The 17,482-nt window shown below is 71.2% G+C and carries 13 protein-coding genes; 7 read left to right on the top strand and 6 right to left on the bottom strand.

The window, feature by feature from the left end:
- Positions 1-22: 22 nt before the first annotated feature.
- Positions 23-1,141 (bottom strand): hypothetical protein, encoded by a 1,119-nt coding sequence (locus Vau01_RS12955; protein ID WP_203991389.1) that lies wholly within the window; start codon positions 1,139-1,141, stop codon positions 23-25.
- A 172-nt stretch (positions 1,142-1,313) separates the two neighbouring features.
- Here Vau01_RS12955 and Vau01_RS12950 point away from each other — a divergent pair, with 172 nt between their 5' ends.
- The 3 genes from Vau01_RS12950 to Vau01_RS12945 are packed head-to-tail and all read left to right on the top strand — an operon-like array spanning position 1,314 to position 3,681.
- Positions 1,314-2,705: an OFA family MFS transporter gene (locus tag Vau01_RS12950; RefSeq protein WP_203991443.1), complete on the top strand. Its 1,392-nt coding sequence runs from the start codon at positions 1,314-1,316 to the stop codon at positions 2,703-2,705.
- Positions 2,702-2,806: an MFS transporter small subunit gene (locus Vau01_RS65675; protein WP_444546028.1), complete on the top strand. Its 105-nt coding sequence runs from the start codon at positions 2,702-2,704 to the stop codon at positions 2,804-2,806. Before Vau01_RS12950 ends, Vau01_RS65675 begins: the two co-directional genes overlap by 4 nt.
- On the top strand, positions 2,803-3,681 hold the full coding sequence (locus Vau01_RS12945) for a TIGR03560 family F420-dependent LLM class oxidoreductase (protein WP_203991387.1): 879 nt from the start codon (positions 2,803-2,805) through the stop codon (positions 3,679-3,681). The genes Vau01_RS65675 and Vau01_RS12945 overlap by 4 nt, the downstream gene beginning before the upstream one ends.
- Here Vau01_RS12945 and Vau01_RS12940 read toward each other — a convergent pair.
- On the bottom strand, positions 3,663-4,862 hold the full coding sequence (locus tag Vau01_RS12940; protein ID WP_203991385.1) for an MFS transporter: 1,200 nt from the start codon (positions 4,860-4,862) through the stop codon (positions 3,663-3,665). The genes Vau01_RS12945 and Vau01_RS12940 overlap by 19 nt on opposite strands.
- Before the next feature lie 117 nt (positions 4,863-4,979).
- On the opposite strand from Vau01_RS12940, the gene Vau01_RS12935 reads away from it, so the two are divergent.
- Together Vau01_RS12935 and paaN are read left to right on the top strand one after the other, a co-directional pair.
- The gene (locus Vau01_RS12935; protein WP_203991383.1) at positions 4,980-6,443 is read left to right on the top strand and encodes a peptide MFS transporter; all 1,464 of its coding nucleotides are present in this window, start codon (positions 4,980-4,982) and stop codon (positions 6,441-6,443) included.
- A gap of 92 nt (positions 6,444-6,535) precedes the next feature.
- A complete protein-coding gene (gene paaN, locus Vau01_RS12930; RefSeq protein WP_203991381.1) occupies positions 6,536-8,212 on the top strand; it encodes a phenylacetic acid degradation protein PaaN in 1,677 nt (558 codons plus the stop codon).
- Positions 8,213-8,249: 37 nt separating this feature from the next.
- On the opposite strand, the gene Vau01_RS12925 is transcribed toward paaN, so the two are convergent.
- On the bottom strand, positions 8,250-11,336 hold the full coding sequence (locus tag Vau01_RS12925) for an AAA family ATPase (protein WP_203991378.1): 3,087 nt from the start codon (positions 11,334-11,336) through the stop codon (positions 8,250-8,252).
- Positions 11,337-11,408: 72 nt separating this feature from the next.
- Between Vau01_RS12925 and Vau01_RS12920 the strand changes: the two genes are divergently transcribed.
- On the top strand, positions 11,409-12,173 hold the full coding sequence (locus tag Vau01_RS12920; protein WP_203991375.1) for an AfsR/SARP family transcriptional regulator: 765 nt from the start codon (positions 11,409-11,411) through the stop codon (positions 12,171-12,173).
- Between the two features lie 6 nt (positions 12,174-12,179).
- Here Vau01_RS12920 and Vau01_RS12915 read toward each other — a convergent pair whose 3' ends face one another.
- Together Vau01_RS12915 and Vau01_RS12910 are read right to left on the bottom strand one after the other, a co-directional pair.
- Complete coding sequence (locus tag Vau01_RS12915) at positions 12,180-13,832, bottom strand: serine/threonine-protein kinase (protein ID WP_203991373.1); 1,653 nt, start codon at positions 13,830-13,832, stop codon at positions 12,180-12,182.
- Positions 13,825-14,175 carry a PadR family transcriptional regulator gene (locus Vau01_RS12910; protein WP_203991370.1) on the bottom strand — a complete coding sequence of 117 codons (351 nt, stop codon included), beginning with the start codon at positions 14,173-14,175 and terminating at the stop codon, positions 13,825-13,827. Before Vau01_RS12910 ends, Vau01_RS12915 begins: the two co-directional genes overlap by 8 nt.
- A gap of 96 nt (positions 14,176-14,271) precedes the next feature.
- Between Vau01_RS12910 and Vau01_RS12905 the strand changes: the two genes are divergently transcribed.
- Positions 14,272-15,996 carry a DUF4153 domain-containing protein gene (locus tag Vau01_RS12905; protein ID WP_203991367.1) on the top strand — a complete coding sequence of 575 codons (1,725 nt, stop codon included), beginning with the start codon at positions 14,272-14,274 and terminating at the stop codon, positions 15,994-15,996.
- Positions 15,997-16,052: 56 nt separating this feature from the next.
- On the opposite strand, the gene Vau01_RS12900 is transcribed toward Vau01_RS12905, so the two are convergent.
- On the bottom strand, positions 16,053-17,402 hold the full coding sequence (locus Vau01_RS12900) for a ferredoxin reductase family protein (protein WP_203991364.1): 1,350 nt from the start codon (positions 17,400-17,402) through the stop codon (positions 16,053-16,055).
- Positions 17,403-17,482: the final 80 nt, after the last annotated feature.

Genomic DNA, 17,482 nt, shown 5'->3' with positions numbered 1-17,482 from the left:
ATGCCGTTCGCTTCAGGTCGCTTCAGGTGATGAGCGGCAGGCGGACGTGCGCGTCGGCGAGGCCGGCCTCCGGCCAGCCGACCACCAGGTCGAGGAAAGCGCTTGCCGGGCGGTCGAACGCATACTCGGCGCGGCCGGAGAACGTGTCCTCGCCACCGGCGGTGGTGCCCTTGGCCGGCATCAGCCAACTCGCCCCACCGCCGCCGATCGCGGCCCGGTCCGCCGTCTCGCCGATTGCGGCCCGGTCCGCGGTGTCGCCGATTGCGGCTCCGTCTGTCGCGCCGTCGGTGTCGGATCCGTCCGTCGCGTCGCCAGTGTCGGATCCGTCTGTCGCGGCGGGGTGGAGGAGGGCGATCGACGCGCCGACGCCCGGATCGCGGGGGTGCTCCGGCTCGATCCGGCCCGTTCGGGTCGGACCTTCCGGCGGGTTCTCCGCGTGCGAACGGTGGCGCGGGCCGTACATCGCGGCCATCGTCGCGACGCCGCCCGGCCGGCCGCGGGCGATGCTGTGGATATCCAGGGACAGCGCCGGGCCGACCAGCGTCAGCCGGGTCAGTACCACCACCGCGTGGTCGCCGCGGTGCAGGACGCGCGGGCCCGACAGGATCAGGCCCGCCTCGGCGTCGACGTCGAGTGAGTGCAGGGTGGTCGGACGGAAGGCGAGTCCGGTCGGGACGGGCCGGGCGTCGACCGGCGCGGTCCAGACCGAGACCTCGGCGTCGGTGACGGCTTCGCGGTCGGGCAGCGGCAGCGTGACCACGGCCTCCGGGAAACCGATTTCCGGCCACGCCAGCACGATCCGGGCCCGGTCGAACATCGGCGGGAGGAGCATTCTGGTCTGCAGGACGGTGCCGTTGAACGGGTAGCCGGTGCTCACGTCGACCGAGCCGTACTCCCAGTGCGGGCGGTCGTCGGCGTCGAGCCAGGCGACGCGCAGGTTCATGCCCTCCTCGTAGCGGGGGAGCAGGACGCGCGGGGCCGGCGGATCGGTCATCGAGTCGGGGTTGCGCGGGCTGCGGGCGACGAGTTCCAGTTCCAGGCCGTCGCGTCGGCTGATCGCCGCGACCACACCGACCCGCAGCCTCGGGTGGTCGACCAGGATGCCGCCGGGGTGACCGAGGAGGCCAAGTGTCTCGTCCACAACGTGCCGTCCGTTCATCGACGTCGATCCGCCGCTCACCGTACCGGAGCCGGGATCGTGTTCCGTTTTGTCCGCGATCGTGCTTGCGTTGTCAACGATCGTGTTTGCGATCGCCGTCGATGTGGTAGTTGGCCTGCGGGTTCTCACCGGCTCAAGGAGGTCGGTCGTGTCGATTCTCTCCGCCCTTGATCGACAGCACACCGTCGCCCCACCGGGATACAGCCGGTGGCTGATCCCGCCCGCCGCTCTGTCGGTACACCTGTGCATCGGCCAGGCGTACGCCACGAGCGTCTACAAGAACTCGCTGATCGCGCACTTCGACGTCAGCCAGACCGCGATCGGCATCATCTTCAGCATTGCGATCGTCATGCTCGGCCTGTCGGCCGCCCTCGGCGGCACGTGGGTGGAGTCGAACGGACCGCGCAAGGCGATGTTCGTGTCGGCCGTGTTCTGGGCAAGCGGTTTCCTGGTCGCCGCGCTCGGCATCGCGACGAAGCAGCTGTGGTTGGTGTACTTCGGCTACGGCTTCCTCGGCGGCATCGGGCTCGGCATCGGCTACATCTCGCCGGTGTCGACGCTCATCAAGTGGTTCCCCGACCGCCCGGGTCTGGCCACGGGACTGGCCATCATGGGCTTCGGTGGCGGCGCGCTGATCGCCAGCCCGCTGTCGCGCCAACTGATGTCGTTCTACGACTCCGGCTACGACCCGAACAACGCGGCGTCCGTCGCCGACGGGCACGCGTTGGTGCTCCTGTTCGTGACGCTCGGCGTCCTCTACTTCATCATCATGATGTTCGGTGTCGTCAACGTGCGGGTGCCGGCCGAGGGCTGGAAGCCGGAAGGATTCGACCCCGCCACGGTGGCGGCGAAGCCCTTGGTGACGACCGCGAACGTGTCGGCCGCCAACGCCATCAAGACCCCCTCGTTCTGGCTACTGTGGACGGTGCTTTTCTGCAACGTCACCGCCGGCATCGGAATCCTGGAACAGGCCAGCCCGATGATCCAGGACTTCTTCCGGGAGGGCGGCACGTCGACCGTCACGGTGGCGGCGGCCGGTGGTTTCGTCGGTGTGCTGTCGTTGTTCAACATGGCCGGCCGCTTCGTGTGGTCGTCCACATCGGACGTTGTCGGCCGCAAGCCGATCTACATGCTGTACCTCGGCGGCGGCATGGTGCTGTACACGTTGGTGGCCACCGTCGGATCCGCCGCGACCGCGCTGTTCGTCGTGATGACAGGCGTGATCCTGTCGTTCTACGGCGGCGGGTTCGCGACCGTTCCGGCGTACCTGCGCGACCTGTTCGGCACGTTCCAGGTCGGCGCGATCCACGGCCGTCTGCTCACGGCGTGGTCGGCGGCCGGCGTCGCCGGCCCGCTCATCATCAACGGCTTCCTGGACGCGCAGGGCAAGCCCGGAACGCTCACCGCCGAGGCGTACCGGCCGGCCCTGTTCACGATGGTCGGCGTGCTCGCCGTCGGTTTCGTCGCGAACCTGTTGATCCGGCCGGTGGCGGAGAAGTACCACGAGGAGCACGGGCAGGAACTGTTGGAAGGGAGCCCGCGATGAACCAGACGATGCGGTTGGTCGTGTCGTGGCTGTTGGTCACGGTGCTGCTCGGGTACGGCGTGATCCAGACGGTCAGGACGGCGGCTAAGCTCTTCACGTGAAATTCTCGTTCTGGCCCGGTGCGGCGCAGTCGTTCGACGAATTCCTCGACGCCGCACGGCATGCCGAGGCCGGCGGGTGGGACGGCGTGTACGTCGCCGACCATTTCATGCCGAACAACGGCGCGGGTCCGGTGCTGGAGGCGGGCGCCGTGGTCGCGGCGCTCGCCGCGCTGGTGCCCCGCGTCCGGATCGGAACGCTGGTGCTGGGCAACACGTACCGGCACCCGGCGGTCGTCGCGAACATGGCGGCGACCGTCGACCGGATCAGCGGCGGCCGCCTGGTGCTCGGTGTCGGGGCCGGCTGGCAGGTCAACGAGCACGAGCAGTACGGCATCACGCTGCCGCCGGTACGCGAACGGCTCGACCGGTTCGAGGAGGCCGTGCAGGTGCTGCGCGGTCTCCTCACCCAGCAGCGGTTCAGCTTCGCCGGCGAGCACTACACGCTCACCGACGCGACCTGCGAGCCGAAACCGGTGCAGTCGCCGCTGCCGATCCTCATCGGCGGTGGCGGCGAGAAGCGCACGCTGCGGATCGTGGCGCGGCACGCCGACGAGTGGAACACGTGGGGCACGCCGGAGACGTTCGAGCACAAGAGCGCGGTGCTCGCCGAGCACTGTGCGGCGGTCGGCCGCGACCCGTCCACGATCGTCCGGAGCGCGCAGGCGGTGGTGTTCCTCGGCACCGAAGCCCCGGAGGAAAGCCGTTTCCCGGTGATCGCGGGCGAGCCGTCGCGTCTGGTGGAGACGCTGCGACGGTACGAGGCGGCCGGGCTCGACGAGTTCATCGTCCCCGGCTTCGGGCTCACGGAGCGGGACGAACGCCGTCGCTGGATGGACACGTTCGTCGAGAAGGTGATTCAGCGCCTCGCCGAGTAGCGCGGCAGCCACACGGCCATGATGACGGCGGACAGCCCGGACACCACGCCGAGCGACGCCACTGCGGGTGCCAGTGCGACCGCCGCGATCCCGCCGACGAGCAGCGGCCCGAGCCCGTTGCCGATGTCGCTGAGCAACCGCCACACGCCGAGGAACGTGGGCCGGTTGTCCGGCGGTGAGACGTCGGCGCTGATGGTCATGTTGATGCCGCTGCCCATGCCGTTGAACAGACCCATCACCGCGCCGACGCACATCAGCGCGACGAAGCCGTTGGTGAACGGCAGCAGCAGGTACGCCGCCGCGAGTCCGATCGTCGACATCAGCACGGTGAACAGCCGCCCGTACCGGTCCATGAGGAAGCCGGCCGGGTAGAACACCAGCGCCTCGATGCCGCCGGACACGCCGAAGATGAGGCTGGTCTGCGCCGCGTCGAGGCCGAGATGCTCGGCCCACAACGGGATCGCGACCGGACGGCCGGCACGTACCGCGCTGAGCAGCAGTGCGCCCATGGCGAGCGTCCGCAGCACGGGGAGGTGCCGCCGGACCGTGTCGAGCGTCCCGGACGGCGTCTCCGGCGTGCGGCTGGCGCGTCCCGTCGGCGGCTCCGGAAGCGCGAGCATGACCGCACCCGCGATCACCACGACCACGACGTGGATCCCGTACGCCGCGCCGATTCCCCACACGCTGACCGCGCCCGCGGACAGGAACGGGCCCACGAACAGGCCGATCCGCTGGGTGCCGCCGAGTGTGGACAGCGCGCGGGCGCGCAGGTGGTACGGCATCACGTCGGTCAGGTACGCCTGGCGGGCCAGTCCCCAGACGGCCTGCGCCAGCCCGAGCCCGGTGACGCCGGCGCCGAGCACCCACACGGCCGGCGCGAACGCGCACACCACGAGCGAGGCCAGGGCGATGACGATCGCGACGAGCATCGCCCGCCGCTCGCCGACGCGGTCGGCCAGGATGCCCGCCGGCACGTCGGCGACGATCTTTCCGATGCCCATGAGCGCGACCACGAACCCGGCCACGGCCAGCGAGGCGCCCAGCTCACGGGCCGACACGACGAGCACCGGGACGACCGCGCCCTGCCCGATGCCGAACAGCAGCGACGGAAGGTAGACGGTCGATCCGACCGACCGCAGGCTCGTGACCTGACCTGTCATGTCGGTCGACTGACCTGTCACGCCGGGTCACCTGACCTTTCGCCACCATCAATCCGGCCGACCGCGAACATAGCAAACCGTACGTCCGTCTTGCTAGAGGGGAGTGATGTTCGTGCGGCTGTGGGTAGACACACATCTATGACGACCGGTGTCGCGCCCACCGCCCCTCGTGAACGCACGTTCTTCGGACAGCCGCCGGCGCTGGCCAACCTGTTCGGCGTCGAGCTCTGGGAACGGTTCTCGTTCTACGGCATGCAGGGGATCCTGCTGATCTACCTGTACTACTCGGCGGCCGAGGGTGGCCTCGGCATCGACAAGGCGACGGCGACCAGCATCGTCGGCGCCTACGGCGGCCTCGTGTACCTGTCGACCGTGCTCGGCGCCTGGCTCGCCGACCGCGTGTGGGGCGCCGAGCGCGTCCTGTTCTACAGCGCGGTGACGGTGATGGCGGGTCACATCGCGCTCGCGCTGCTGCCCGGCCTCGCCGGCGTCGGGGTCGGCCTGGTGCTGGTGGCGTTCGGCAGCGGCGGGGTCAAGGCGAACGCGACGTCGCTCGTCGGCTCGCTCTACGCGCCGGACGATCAGCGCCGCGATGCCGGGTTCTCGCTGTTCTACATGGGCATCAACATCGGCGCGCTCATGGGTCCGCTGCTCACCGGGCTGCTTCAACAGAATGTTGGCTTCCACTACGGGTTCGGGCTCGCGGCGGTCGGCATGGCCCTCGGGCTGACCCAGTACACCCTCGGCCGGCGCCGGCTCGGCGACGTCGGCCGCGACGTGCCGAACCCGTTGCCGGAGAACCGCCGGCTCATGGCGGTGGGGATCGGCGTGCTCATCGTGGTGGCCGTCGCGCTGCTCGCGATCGCCGGGCTGCTGCCGGCGCGGCGGCTGTCGACGATCGTCGTCGTGGTCAGCGCGGTCGCGGCGGTCGCGTACCTCGCGGTGATCCTGGCCGACCGGCACCTGAGCCGGGTCGAGCGGCAGCGCGTGGTGGCGTTCATCCCGCTGTTCGTGACCAGCGCCGTGTTCTGGTCGCTGTACCAGCAGCAGTTCACGGTCGTCACGATCTACTCCGACACCCGCCTCGACCGCGACCTGTTCGGGTGGGAGATGCCGGTGTCGTGGGTCCAGTCGATCAACCCGGTGTTCATCATCGTGCTCGCGGGCGTGTTCGCCGCCCTGTGGACACGGCTCGGCGACCGTCAACCGTCGACCCCGGTCAAGTTCGCGGCCGGAACGATCATCATGGGGCTGGCGTTCCTGCTGTTCCTGCCGCTGGCCGGTGGCGGGGAGAACAGCGCGCCGCTGCTCGCGCTGGTCGGGATCCTGCTGGTGTTCACCGTCGCCGAGCTGCTGATCTCGCCGGTCGGCCTGTCGGTGACCACGAAACTGGCGCCGGACCGCTTCCGCACCCAGATGGTCGCCCTGTTCTTCCTGTCGATCGCGCTGGGTACGGCGATGAGCGGGACGCTGGCCCGCTACTACAGCGAGGATCGGGAAAGCGCTTACTTCGGGGTGCTCGGCGCGGTGGCGATCGCGTTCGGCATCGCTCTGTTGGCGCTGATCCCCGTGATCCGCCGGCTCATGCACGGGGTGCGGTGATCGTCGGCTGTTGTACGACGCGGCGCGGATCCGGCCCGACCTCTGGTAGGAATCAGGTACCGCTGTCTTCAGCCAGAGGAGCCTGGAGTCCCATGACGACCCTTAGCCCGGCCGACCTGTACGAGCGCCACCGCGAACTGCTGGATCGCGCCCGCACGGCACTCGACACCCGCGAGTACTGGAGTCCGTTCCCCGAATCGCCGAGCAAGTCCGTGTACGGCGAAACGGCCGCCGCCGACGGCGAGGCCGCGTTCCGTGCCCTGCTGGGAAAGCCCTTTCCGGTCGAGGTGCCCGGCGCCACCGGTCAGGTGAGCACCGAGCGCTCCCCGTACGGGCTCGACCTCGGCGTCAGCTACCCGCGGGCGAACGCCGAGGCGCTGCTCGCCGCCGCGGAGAAGGCCCTGCCGCAGTGGCGGGCCGTCGGTCCGCAGGGGCGGGCCGGCGTCGCCGTGGAGATCCTGCGCCGCATCAACGCCCGCAGTTTCGAGCTGGCGCACGCGGTGCAGCACACCACCGGACAGGCGTTCGTGATGGCGTTCCAGGCCGGCGGCCCGCACGCGCAGGACCGCGCGCTCGAGGCGACCGTCCAGGCGTTCACCGAGTCGGTCCGCATCCCCGGCGCGGCCCGCTGGGAGAAGCCGCAGCGCGGTGGCGACCCGCTCGCGATGGACAAGACGTTCACCGTCGTGCCGCGCGGGGTGGCGCTGGTGATCGGCTGCACCACGTTCCCCACCTGGAACGGCTACCCGGGACTGTTCGCGAGCCTCGTCACCGGCAACCCGGTGATCGTCAAGCCGCACCCGGGCGCGGTGCTGCCGCTGGCGATCAGCGTTCAGGTGGCCCGCGAGGTGCTGGCGGAGGTGGGCGTCGACCCGAACGTCGTCACGCTCGCCGCCGAGGAACCGGGTGACGCGATCGCGGCGACCCTCGCCACCGACCCGCGCGTGCGCGTCATCGACTTCACCGGATCGAGCGAGTTCGGCAACTGGCTGGAGCACAACGCCCGCCAGGCCGTCGTGTACACGGAGAAGTCCGGCCTCAACACGGTGATCGTCGACTCCACCGACGACTACAAGGGCCTGCTTCGCAACCTCGCGTTCTCGCTGTCCCTCTACAGTGGACAGATGTGCACCACGCCGCAGAACCTGCTGGTGCCGTCCGGCGGCATCGGCACCGACGCCGGTCACAAGAGCCCCGACGAGTTCGGCACCGACCTGTCGGCCGCGCTGGGCAAGCTGTTGGGCGATCCGGTCAGGGCAGCGGGCACGCTCGGCGCGATCGTCAACGACGGTGTGAAGTCACGCCTGGAGGAGGCGCCGTCGTACGGGACGGTGGTGCGTGCGTCCGAAAAGGTCGAGGACCCCGCCAACCCCGACGCCACGATCCGCACGCCGTTGGTGGTGAACCTGTCGGCGGGCGACGAGAAGGTGTTCACCAGCGAATGGTTCGGCCCGGTCAGCTTCCTCATCACCACCGGGTCCACCGAGGAGAGCCTGCGCATCTTCCGGGACACGGTGCGCCGGCACGGCGCGCTCACCGCGTCGGTCTACTCCACCGACGACGCCGTGATCGGCGCGGCACGCGAGGCCGCTCTCGACGCCGGCGTGCACCTGTCGGAGAACCTGACCGGCGGCGTGTTCGTCAACCAGACGGCCGCGTTCAGCGACCTGCACGGCACCGGCGCCAACCCGGCCGCGACGGCGGCCTATGCCGACGCCGCGTTCGTCACCGGTCGGTTCTTCGTTCTGCAGTCGCGCCGCCACGCGTGATTTCCGCGGCGGTCCCGGCAGCCGGGACCGCCGCGGCCTACGCGCTCCAGGCCACCGGACGCACGGGATCCGGTGTGTAGACACACGTCGTCCCGGTCGCGACGGTCTCGTCGAGCAGGGCCGCCAGGGCGGGTTCGGACTCGCCGATCTCGGTGATCGCGCGCTTGATCGCCTTACGGACGGCGGTGCGGGCCCGCTCGCCGGCGTCGGCGAAGCGCCGGCTGCGCCCGCCCCGGCCGGTGCTGCGGCGCAACTCGTCGAGCAGGGTGTCCAGCTCCTTGCGCAGCGCGGCCGCGGCGGTCGTGTCGCCGGCCGCCTCCGCCGCGCTTTCCCGTGTCGTGAGGTCGGCGACCCGCCGCCGGTATTCGGTCTGGGCGCGCTCGTCGATGACCGGTTGGGCCGGTGCGCCGATGGCGTCGTCGACGCCGGTGAGCCGCAGCGCGGAGATCGGCCGGCCGGGACTCGTCAGCAGTTGGGCCAGGTACCGCACACCGACCCGATCGGCGACCACGGCCCGCTTCCCGTCGAGAGTGAGAACCCACTGCCGGCCGGTCCGCACGATCGTCGCCGCGGTCTCGGTGAGGTCGGCCAGCGCGTCACCCCATTGCGCCGCGCGTCGATCGAGCCCCATCGCCACGGCCTCGCCGTGGGCCGACGCGAGGAGCCCGGCGGCACGGGCGCGATCGCCGGGCGCGTTCCGGGCGACCAGCGCGAGGGCGAGATCAGCCGTGTTGACCGCGGTCATGGGACGGTTTCCGAGCAGCCGCGTCGCGTCGACCGCACGCTCGAAGGCGGCCACCGCGCCGTCCTGATCGCCACGGGTCAGCCCGGTGAGCGCGAGGATCCGTTCGGCGGAGCCGAGACACGTCACGGCGAGCGACGGCGTGATCGGCAGGCCGGCGAACGGTTCCACGAGTTCCTCGACCTGCCGGGCGAGGCCGGCGTCGCCGATCCCGTACGCCGCGTCGGCGAGCGAGAGCATCCCGATCAGCCACGTGCTCGACTGCGGCAGCGCGGCGAGCCCCGGCGCCGTCACCTGATCGAGCATCGTGCGGGCGCGGCCCGGGTCGCCGGCGCGCACCGCGAGGCAGGCGGCCGTCGCCTGGAACGAGAACTCGGCCGGGTTCAGCGTCGGCGAATCCGCGATCTCCGCCGCGGTGTCCACCAGTTCGGCGTCGCGGCCCTGAATGAACCGGATCGTCAACAGGTGTGCGCCGTAGAAGCCGAGCGCGTCGGCGTCGCCCACCTCGTCGCCGAGGCTGAGACAGGCGCCCGCCATCTTCTCCGCCTCGTCGAGGCGGCCGGCGCGGATCAGCAGCATCACCTCGATCGAATCGACGACGTAACGGATGCTCCGGCAACCCAGCACGTCGCACCGGTCGCGCAGTTCCGCGAGCAGTTGTGTGGCATGGGAATCGCCGACGTGGAAGGCGTCGACGGTCCGCCAGCACAGACCCACCAACGCGAGCATTCCCGCGCCGGCCGCCGACGCGACCGCGATCTGCTCGTCGGCCAGCGCCGGCCGGTCGTACGTGTGCGGCGGCGACAGCAACGCGTGGTGGCACAACGACAACGCCTCCGCGAGCGCGACGCCGTCGTCGAGCCGCCGGGTGGCGGCCAGGGCCGCGACCACCGGACCGATCGGGCCGCCGCGGTACACGTCCTCGACGGCCAGCCGGGTCACGAGCCGTTGCCGTAGAACGGTTTCGGAGTCGGGCAGGCCGGCCAGCGCTCGGCGCTGCAGGCCCACGACCCGTTCCCACTCCAGGCGGGTCCGGTGCTCGTTGACCCACACGCCGCCGATGCCGATGGCCGCGTGTGCCAGCGTCACCGGGTCGTTCTCGGCGTCGGCGGTGGTCGCGGTCCGCTCGTAGAGGCGGCGGGCCTCCGTCAACAGTCCACATTGGAGGACGGCGTCGGCGTGCTCGGCCAGCAACGGCGCCAACGGGGACGAGAGGCGGGCGACCTCGTGCGCGTCACAGGCCGACGCGAGGAGCGCCGCCGCCTGCTCGTAGGCGAACGCGGCGACCAGCGCGCGGGCGGCGTCGCGGCACGCGGTCACCGCGTGTTCGGCGTCCGCTGTGGACCGTGACGCGGCCTGCAACGCGTGGTAGGTGTACCGGGTCAGCCGGTCCGGACGCACGGAAGCCGTGGACCGCAACGCCTGCGCGGCCCGCGCGTGCGCGTCGACCCGCTCCTGCACCGGCATCTCTCCGAGCAGCACCTCGCGCACCAGTTCGTGGCTGAACGCGAAGCGCTCGACGTCCTCGATGTCGACCAGACCGGCGGCCGTCGCCGACGCGAGGGCCGTACGCACGACAGCGGCCGGGACCACGGCCACGGTCGACACGTCGGCGACGGCCGGACCGGCGCCGAGAACCGCGGCACAGCGCAGAATCCGGCTGGTCTCGGGTGCGAGCCCGGCCAGCGCGCGGTCGATCACCGCGCGGAGGCTCGTGTGCGCCGCGCCCGCCCGCACGGTGTGGTGCAGGTGCAGCGGATGCCCGCCGGTCAACCGGTGCAGGGCGCGGGCCTCGGTGTCGGCGGGTGCCGGAGAACCGCGCGACCGGAGGAACTCCGCGGTCTCCGCGACGTCGAACGGGCCGAGTGTGACGAGTGTCGCGTCGCTCCCGTCCCAGACGGGACGGTCAACTATCCGACTGCTCAGCAGGAGCAGCAAGGGTTGCCGGATCAGCGAGCGGGCGACGAACCGGGCGAGCAGCATTGCGCCGGGGTCGGCTGCATGCGCGTCATCGATCATGAGGAGAACGGGGGAGCGGACGCACGCGGCCGCGACCAGATCGGCCACGGCGGAGAACCGCGCGAACCGTTCCGGGCCGGCGCCGGTGCTCTGCGGATCGGGCGGAAGCTCGGCATCGAGGCTGCTCAACATGGGTTGCCACGGCCACAACGGCGGCGCGCCACCGTCGGGCCAACATGATCCCCAGGCGACCGCGAAGCCGGCCGCCTCGGCGCGGGCGGCCGCTTCGCGGCACAGCCGCGTCTTGCCGATGCCGGGTTCTCCGGTGACGAGTACCACACAGGACTCGCCGTTCCGGGCGACCGTTCGGGCCGTCTCCAGCATGGCGAGTTCCCTTGTACGACCGACGAATCCACCGATCACCCGTCGAGTGTGCCATCACGTGGCACACAGATGCCCCACGATGTCACGCCTTTGACGGTGGAGGGGGGATCGATGACGGAAGTGTGTGTGCGGCTGGTGGGCCCTGTGGCAATCTGCCGTGACGGGCGTCGATACGCGGGCGGGGATCTGGGCAGTCGCAAGGCCCGGACGTTGATCGCGTTGCTGAGTGTGGAACCCGGCCGGTTGGTGAGTATGGACCGCATCGTCGAGATGTTGTGGGGCGACTGTCCGCCGCGGCGTCCACCGGCGAACGTGGCGACGTTGGTGAGCCGGTTGCGGTCGACGTTCGGCCCCGACCTGATCGTCGGCGGCCGGGCGGGTTACCGGCTCGGCGACGAGGTCACCACGGATCTCGACGAGGCGGCGGAACTGTTGGTGGCGGCCGGAACCCGGTTGGCGGCGGGGTATCCGGTGCGTGCGCTCGGCGCCGCGACCGCGGCGCTGGGCCTGATCGGCGCGGAGTCGGTGCTCGCCGACGAGCCGGACGCGACGTGGACCGAGGTGGCCCGCGTCGCGCACCGGGAACTTCTGCGGCGGAGCCGCCACATGGTTGCCCAGGCGGCGATCCGTGCCGGCGATCTCACGACGGCGGTGACGGCGGCGAGAGCCGGGGTGGCCGCCGATCCGCTCGACGAGGCGGCGTGCCGGTTGTTGATGTCGGCGTACTGCGCGCTCGACGAACCGGGACGGGCGCTGCGGGTGTACGAGAATCTGCGCGCGACGCTGGCGGGGGAGTTGGGGTGTGACCCGGCCCGCGTGACGCGGGAGATGCATCTGGCCATCCTGCGCGACGATCAGAGTTCCCTGACGGCTTGACGACTCTCATTCTCTCCGGTGGCGCGGGATCTGCGCGGCCGCGACGCAGGCAACGGCGCCGAGCAGCGGCGGGGCCCAGCCGGGCACGTACTGGATGGTGAGGACCATGAGCCAGCCGAGGGCGGCCACCAGCACAAGAGTGGCCGCCCGGCGACGTTCCACCCGGCGGACGGTGGCCGCGACAACGACGCACTCCGAGAGCGGCACCAGCGCGACGGCCGTGGCGACCGCGGCGGTGTGGCCGAAGTCGTGCCAGGAACCGACGGTCCAGTCGTTCACGTACACGGCGACGAGCCAGGTCGCGGCGCCGGTGCCGGTGAACGCGGTGAGGAGCGGTCGCCAGGCGCCGGCCGGCGAACCGGTGACACCCGCCGCGAGCCCGACGACGATCAGCACGGCCATCGTCGCCAGCACGTACGGCGGCGGACCGGTGCCGGCGCTTGGGGACGGGCCGGTGATACCCAGGTAGGAAAGCGCTATCCAGGACGCCAGACCGGCGGCCGTCCCGATGGCGTGCCAGCCGGCGCGGGCGAGCGAGGCACCGGGAGCGGTGATCGTCCCTTGTGGACGCTGCGGGTGCGGATGGCGGGCCAGCCGGTGCATCACCGCGACGGTCACGCACGTGGCGAGCAGCACCTGGGCGAACCGGCCGAAGTGCGGTGCGTGCGGCGACGCCACCGCGGTGCCGGTGAACGGGCCGAGCCATCCGGCCGGCAGGCCGAGCAGGGCGGCGGCCCAGAGGCGATCGTGCGCAGGGCGTCCATGGAACAGGTGGAACGCCGCGATCACCGCGAGGGCCGCGACCGCACCGACCACGACGGCGCCGACCCGCGCGATCGTGGCACCGTAGTAGCCGGCGGGGTTGACGACCCAGGACTGCGCGAGCGTCGAGGTGCAGACCGCCACCGCGACCGCGCCGGCCGCCCCGCACAGGCGGGCTTCGGCGGTGGGCGGCCCGGCGCCGAGACCCGGTGCGGTGCCGAGCAGGGCGACGATTCCGAACCCGGCAAGCGCCATCAGCACCCAGAGCGGTGGACGTTCGCCGAGCGGCGTCGATGCGAGCACCGGCACGACGACGACCGTGGTGACCAACGCGACCGCGATCGCGAACCGGCCCAGGGCGGCGGGGAGCACGGCCCGCGCACCGGCCGCGAGCAACCAGGCAGCATAGGCGATCGGCCCGAGCGTGCCGGGACCACCGACGGGAGTCGCCGCCGTCGACGGGCCCGCCGCGGCGTCGACCGCCGACGCGCCCTCGACGCGCCACCACAGGAACGCGGCGATGCCGGCGGCGAGGGCCAGCCCGGTCGGCGCGGCCGCGATCAGCCCGCCGGCGAGGCCCGGCACCCGACCGACACGGCACCGTTCGAGCAGACCGGCCTGGACGAGATCGACCACCTCGGCCAGCCGGGGAAAGCGCTGTCCCGGGGCGGCCTCGGCCAGCAGCGTGTCGACGATCTCGTCCCCGCGCCGGGCCCGGTACCGCGGCGGGTAGGCGAGGAGCAGGTGGCGGTAAGCGCTTTCCAGCCCGCTGCGGTGTTCCCGCTCGCTGTTGTGCGCTTGGCCGCTGCCGCGCGTTGGCTCGCGGGTGTGCGTTGGCTCGCAGGCGTGCGCCTGGCCGCTGACAGGTGGCGAATCGCTCGCCGTGGGCTCAGGCATTCGCGGCTCCCGGCTTCGTTGCCCGGCTTCGTCGCCGAAGCCCCGCCATCGCGACCTTCGCGTTACCTGCCAGCCGTTGCGCCTCCTCGGTGAGGAGCGTGGCACCGGAATCGGTGAGGCGGTAGTAGCGGCGCAGCCGGCCGTCGACCACCTCCTCGCGGTCGGGCTCCACGAGGCCCTGCTCCGTCAACCGGTCGAGCGCGCCGTACAGCGTGCCCGGACGCAGCCTGACCCGGTTGTCCGACATGGCAGCGACGGACTGGGTGATGCCGTAGCCGTGGGCCGGCTCCTCGGCGAGCGCGGCGAGGATCAGGAACGTGGGCTCCTGCAGCGGACCGGTCACGGGTCAATACTACGGCCACCGTTATAACTCGGCAAGCGTTGCGTCCTCGTGTACATTGCCCGGCATATATCGGCGACCGATGTATGGAGGGATGTCATGGACGACGGCGAGGTTCGCCCGGGATGGCGCGGGTTGGGCTGGTGGGTGTTGGGAGCCGGGGTGGTCGGGGCAATCGCTTTCCCCGGCGTCCACACCGGGATCGGCTGGGTGATCGGGGGCCTTGCGGTAGCGGTGATCGCGCTGGTGGCCCGCCGGCATCGTGACGGGAAAGCGCTTGCTGTACCGATGGGCGGCAAACGGCCGGGGTCGGTCGTGGAGGTGGGTGCGCGGGCGGGGAAAGCGCTTGCCGTAAGGGCGGGCGATGCGCAGGTCGGGTTGGTCGTGGCGGCGGATGCGCGGGAGGATGACGAGCCGGCGGGGGGCGACGCGGAGTCGGGGTCGGTCGTGGCGGCGGGCGTAGGGGCCGACGGCACGCCCGGAGCGGAGGCCGGCGGGCGCGGCGTGGCCGGGGGCGGCGTGGTCGGGGGCGGCGTGGTCGGGGGTGGCGTGGTCGGGGGCGGCGTGGCCAGCCGAGCCGGTCGGGTCGATCGGGCGTGGCAGGGTGCGGCGGGACTCGCGGCGCTGGTGCTGCTCGCCATCCCGGGGATTCGGGCGGCGGTTTGGCTGGACGTGCTGTGCGTGCTCGCCGCAGGGGCGCTCGGGTCCTACTCGCTCGCCGGTGGGCGGAGCTGGGCGGGCATCGGGCTGGGAGTGCTCGCGGTGCCGCGCGCCGTTCCGGCGGGCGTCGGCCTGGTGGCCCGGACGACCACCGACGACGGGGACGGGCGGCGGTGGCGGGTTCTTGCCGCGGCGGGGGTGGGGTTGGTGCTCGTGATGGTGTTCGGCGCGATGTTCCGGGCAGCCGACGAGCGGTTCGAACGGCTGATCAGCAGCTGGGTTCCTGACCTGTCGGCCGGAACGGTGGTCCGATGGTTGTTCGGGTTCGTGCTCGTGGGGGCGGTCGCGGCGGGGGTCGCCCGCGTCGCGCGGTGCGGAGCGCCGACCGTCCACGATGGAGAGACGAAGATGCTGGCGCCCGACGAACGTACCCGGCTGCGGACGGCGGAGTGGGCGGTGCCGTTGGGGATGTTGGTGGCGCTGTTCGCCGTGTTCGTCGGCACCCAGCTTGGCACGCTCTTCGGCGGGCGGGAGCACGTGCTGGACCCGCGCGGACCCGACTTCGCGGAGTATGCGCGCACCGGGTTCGGGCTTCTGTTCCTGGTGACGGTGCTGACGCTCGGCGTGGTGGCAGCGCTTTCCCGGTTCGCGGGGCGGACCGATCGGCGCGACCGGATGCTGCTGCGGGGGCTCGGCGGGGCGCTGTGCGGGCTGACGCTCGTGATCGTGGCCTCCGCACTGGAGCGGATACACCTGTACGCGGGCGCGTACGGGTTCTCCCATGAGCGGCTGCTCGGGTACGCGGTGGAAGTGTGGCTGGGGCTGCTGTTCGTCCTCGTGCTCGTCGCGGGACGGCGGCTGCGCGCGAACTGGCTGCCGCGGGCCGTCACCGCGTCGGCGGTGGTCATGCAGATCGGAGTGGCGGCGGTCAATCCGGAGGCGTTGATGGCGCGGACGCACATCGATCGTCTGGAGCACGGATACCCGCTGGACACCGCTTTCCTGGACAGCCTGTCGGCGGACGCGGCGGAAGAGATCGAGAAGGTGCCGCCGGTGTGGCGGACGTGCGATGAGGCGGCGCGGCCGGCTCAGCCGGATCCGTGGTACCGGTTCAATCTGAGCCGGCACCGGGCCCACAGGATCGACGACGACACGCGTTGCTGACGGGTCGCACGCCGGTAGGTCCGTCACCGGGTGACAGACCTACCGGTGGGACCGATCTACGCGAAGCCGAACTTCTCGTGGTGGATCTGGCGCTTCGGCACCCGCAGCGCCCGTAGCGTTTGCAGCACCGCGTTCGTCATCGCCGGTGGGCCGCACACGAACACGTCGCGGTGGACGATGTCCGGCACCAGGTGCAACAGGTTCGGCGGCTCGAACGGGGTGTTCGGCGGGTTGCCGGCGCCGGTGCGTCCGGTCAGGAGGTGCAACCGTGCGCCGCGGGCCTGTGCCAGCGCCTGCAACTCCTGCCACAGCACGGCGTCGGCGGGGGTGGCGGCGCGGTAGAGGACCACGATGTTGCCGCCGCACTCCTCCAGTAGCGACCGGATCGGCGTGATCCCGACGCCGCCGGCGATCAGCAGCGTCGCGTCTGAATTGCGGTGCATCGCGGTGAACGCTCCGTACGGACCCTCGGCGAACACGCGGGTGCCGACGGGCACGTGACGCAGCCCGGCGCTGGTCTTGCCGACCGCCTTCGCGGTGAGACGCAGGGTGCGGCCGTTCGGGGCGGCCGACAGCGAGAACGGGTTGGCCTGCCACCAGCGGTTGTGGCCCAGGAACCGCCAGATCATGAACTGACCGGCGTGGCCCGGGAACTTGTCCATGTTTCGCCCGGTGACGTGCACCGAGACCACGTTGTCCGACTCCGGCACCACGGCGGCGACCCGGAACTGGTGATACATGTTGCGGTACAAGGGAAGCACGAAGCGTCCCATCGCGAGCGCGGTGAGCACCAGCGCCCACAGCGTCCACCAGTAGACGGTCGACCACGTCGTGGACTGGTACGTGGCCGGTTCGAGGAACTGGTGGATCAGACCCAAGAGCAGCGCGGCGTACAACAGGAAGTGGATCGCGTGCCAGGTCTCGTACGAGATCTTGCGACGCGCGTAACGCACCGACGCGACCGCGACCACCACGATGATCGTGGCCGCCGACATGCCGAACAGCGTGTCGGGAACCGAGGCGAGCGCGAAGAACGTGCGCCACGGCGGGTCGCCGTCGAGGGTGGCGTAGCCGAGGACGATGAACGTCGCGTGCGCGACCACGAACCACAGCAACGTGAAGCCGGTCCAGCGGTGCCAGACGGTCAACCGGTCCATGCCGATGCGCCGGTCGAGCCACGGGAGGCGGGAGATCAGGAGCAACTGGAACATCATGATCAGGGCGACGTGCATTCCGAAGAACTTGGCGATCGTGAGAATCGTGTTCTTGCCGCCGTCGGACATCGCGAACAGCGTCCACAGGACGAGCAGGTTCACGACCACGATGGTCCACAGGACCGCCTGCGCGAGCGTCGCCGGTGGGACGGCCGGCCTGGCCCGGGTGAGTGGTTGACTCGTTGCGGTCATCGTTGTACTCCTCGTTCCACGGGCCGCCGTTGCAGTGGTTATACGGGACCAGGTGGGCAACGGTTCGAACTGTCGCCCAC

Origin of the sequence: Virgisporangium aurantiacum, from assembly GCF_016863635.1 — a bacterium.
In the GTDB taxonomy this organism is placed as follows: domain Bacteria; phylum Actinomycetota; class Actinomycetes; order Mycobacteriales; family Micromonosporaceae; genus Virgisporangium; species Virgisporangium aurantiacum.
This window is presented reverse-complemented; position numbering and strand designations above follow the sequence as displayed.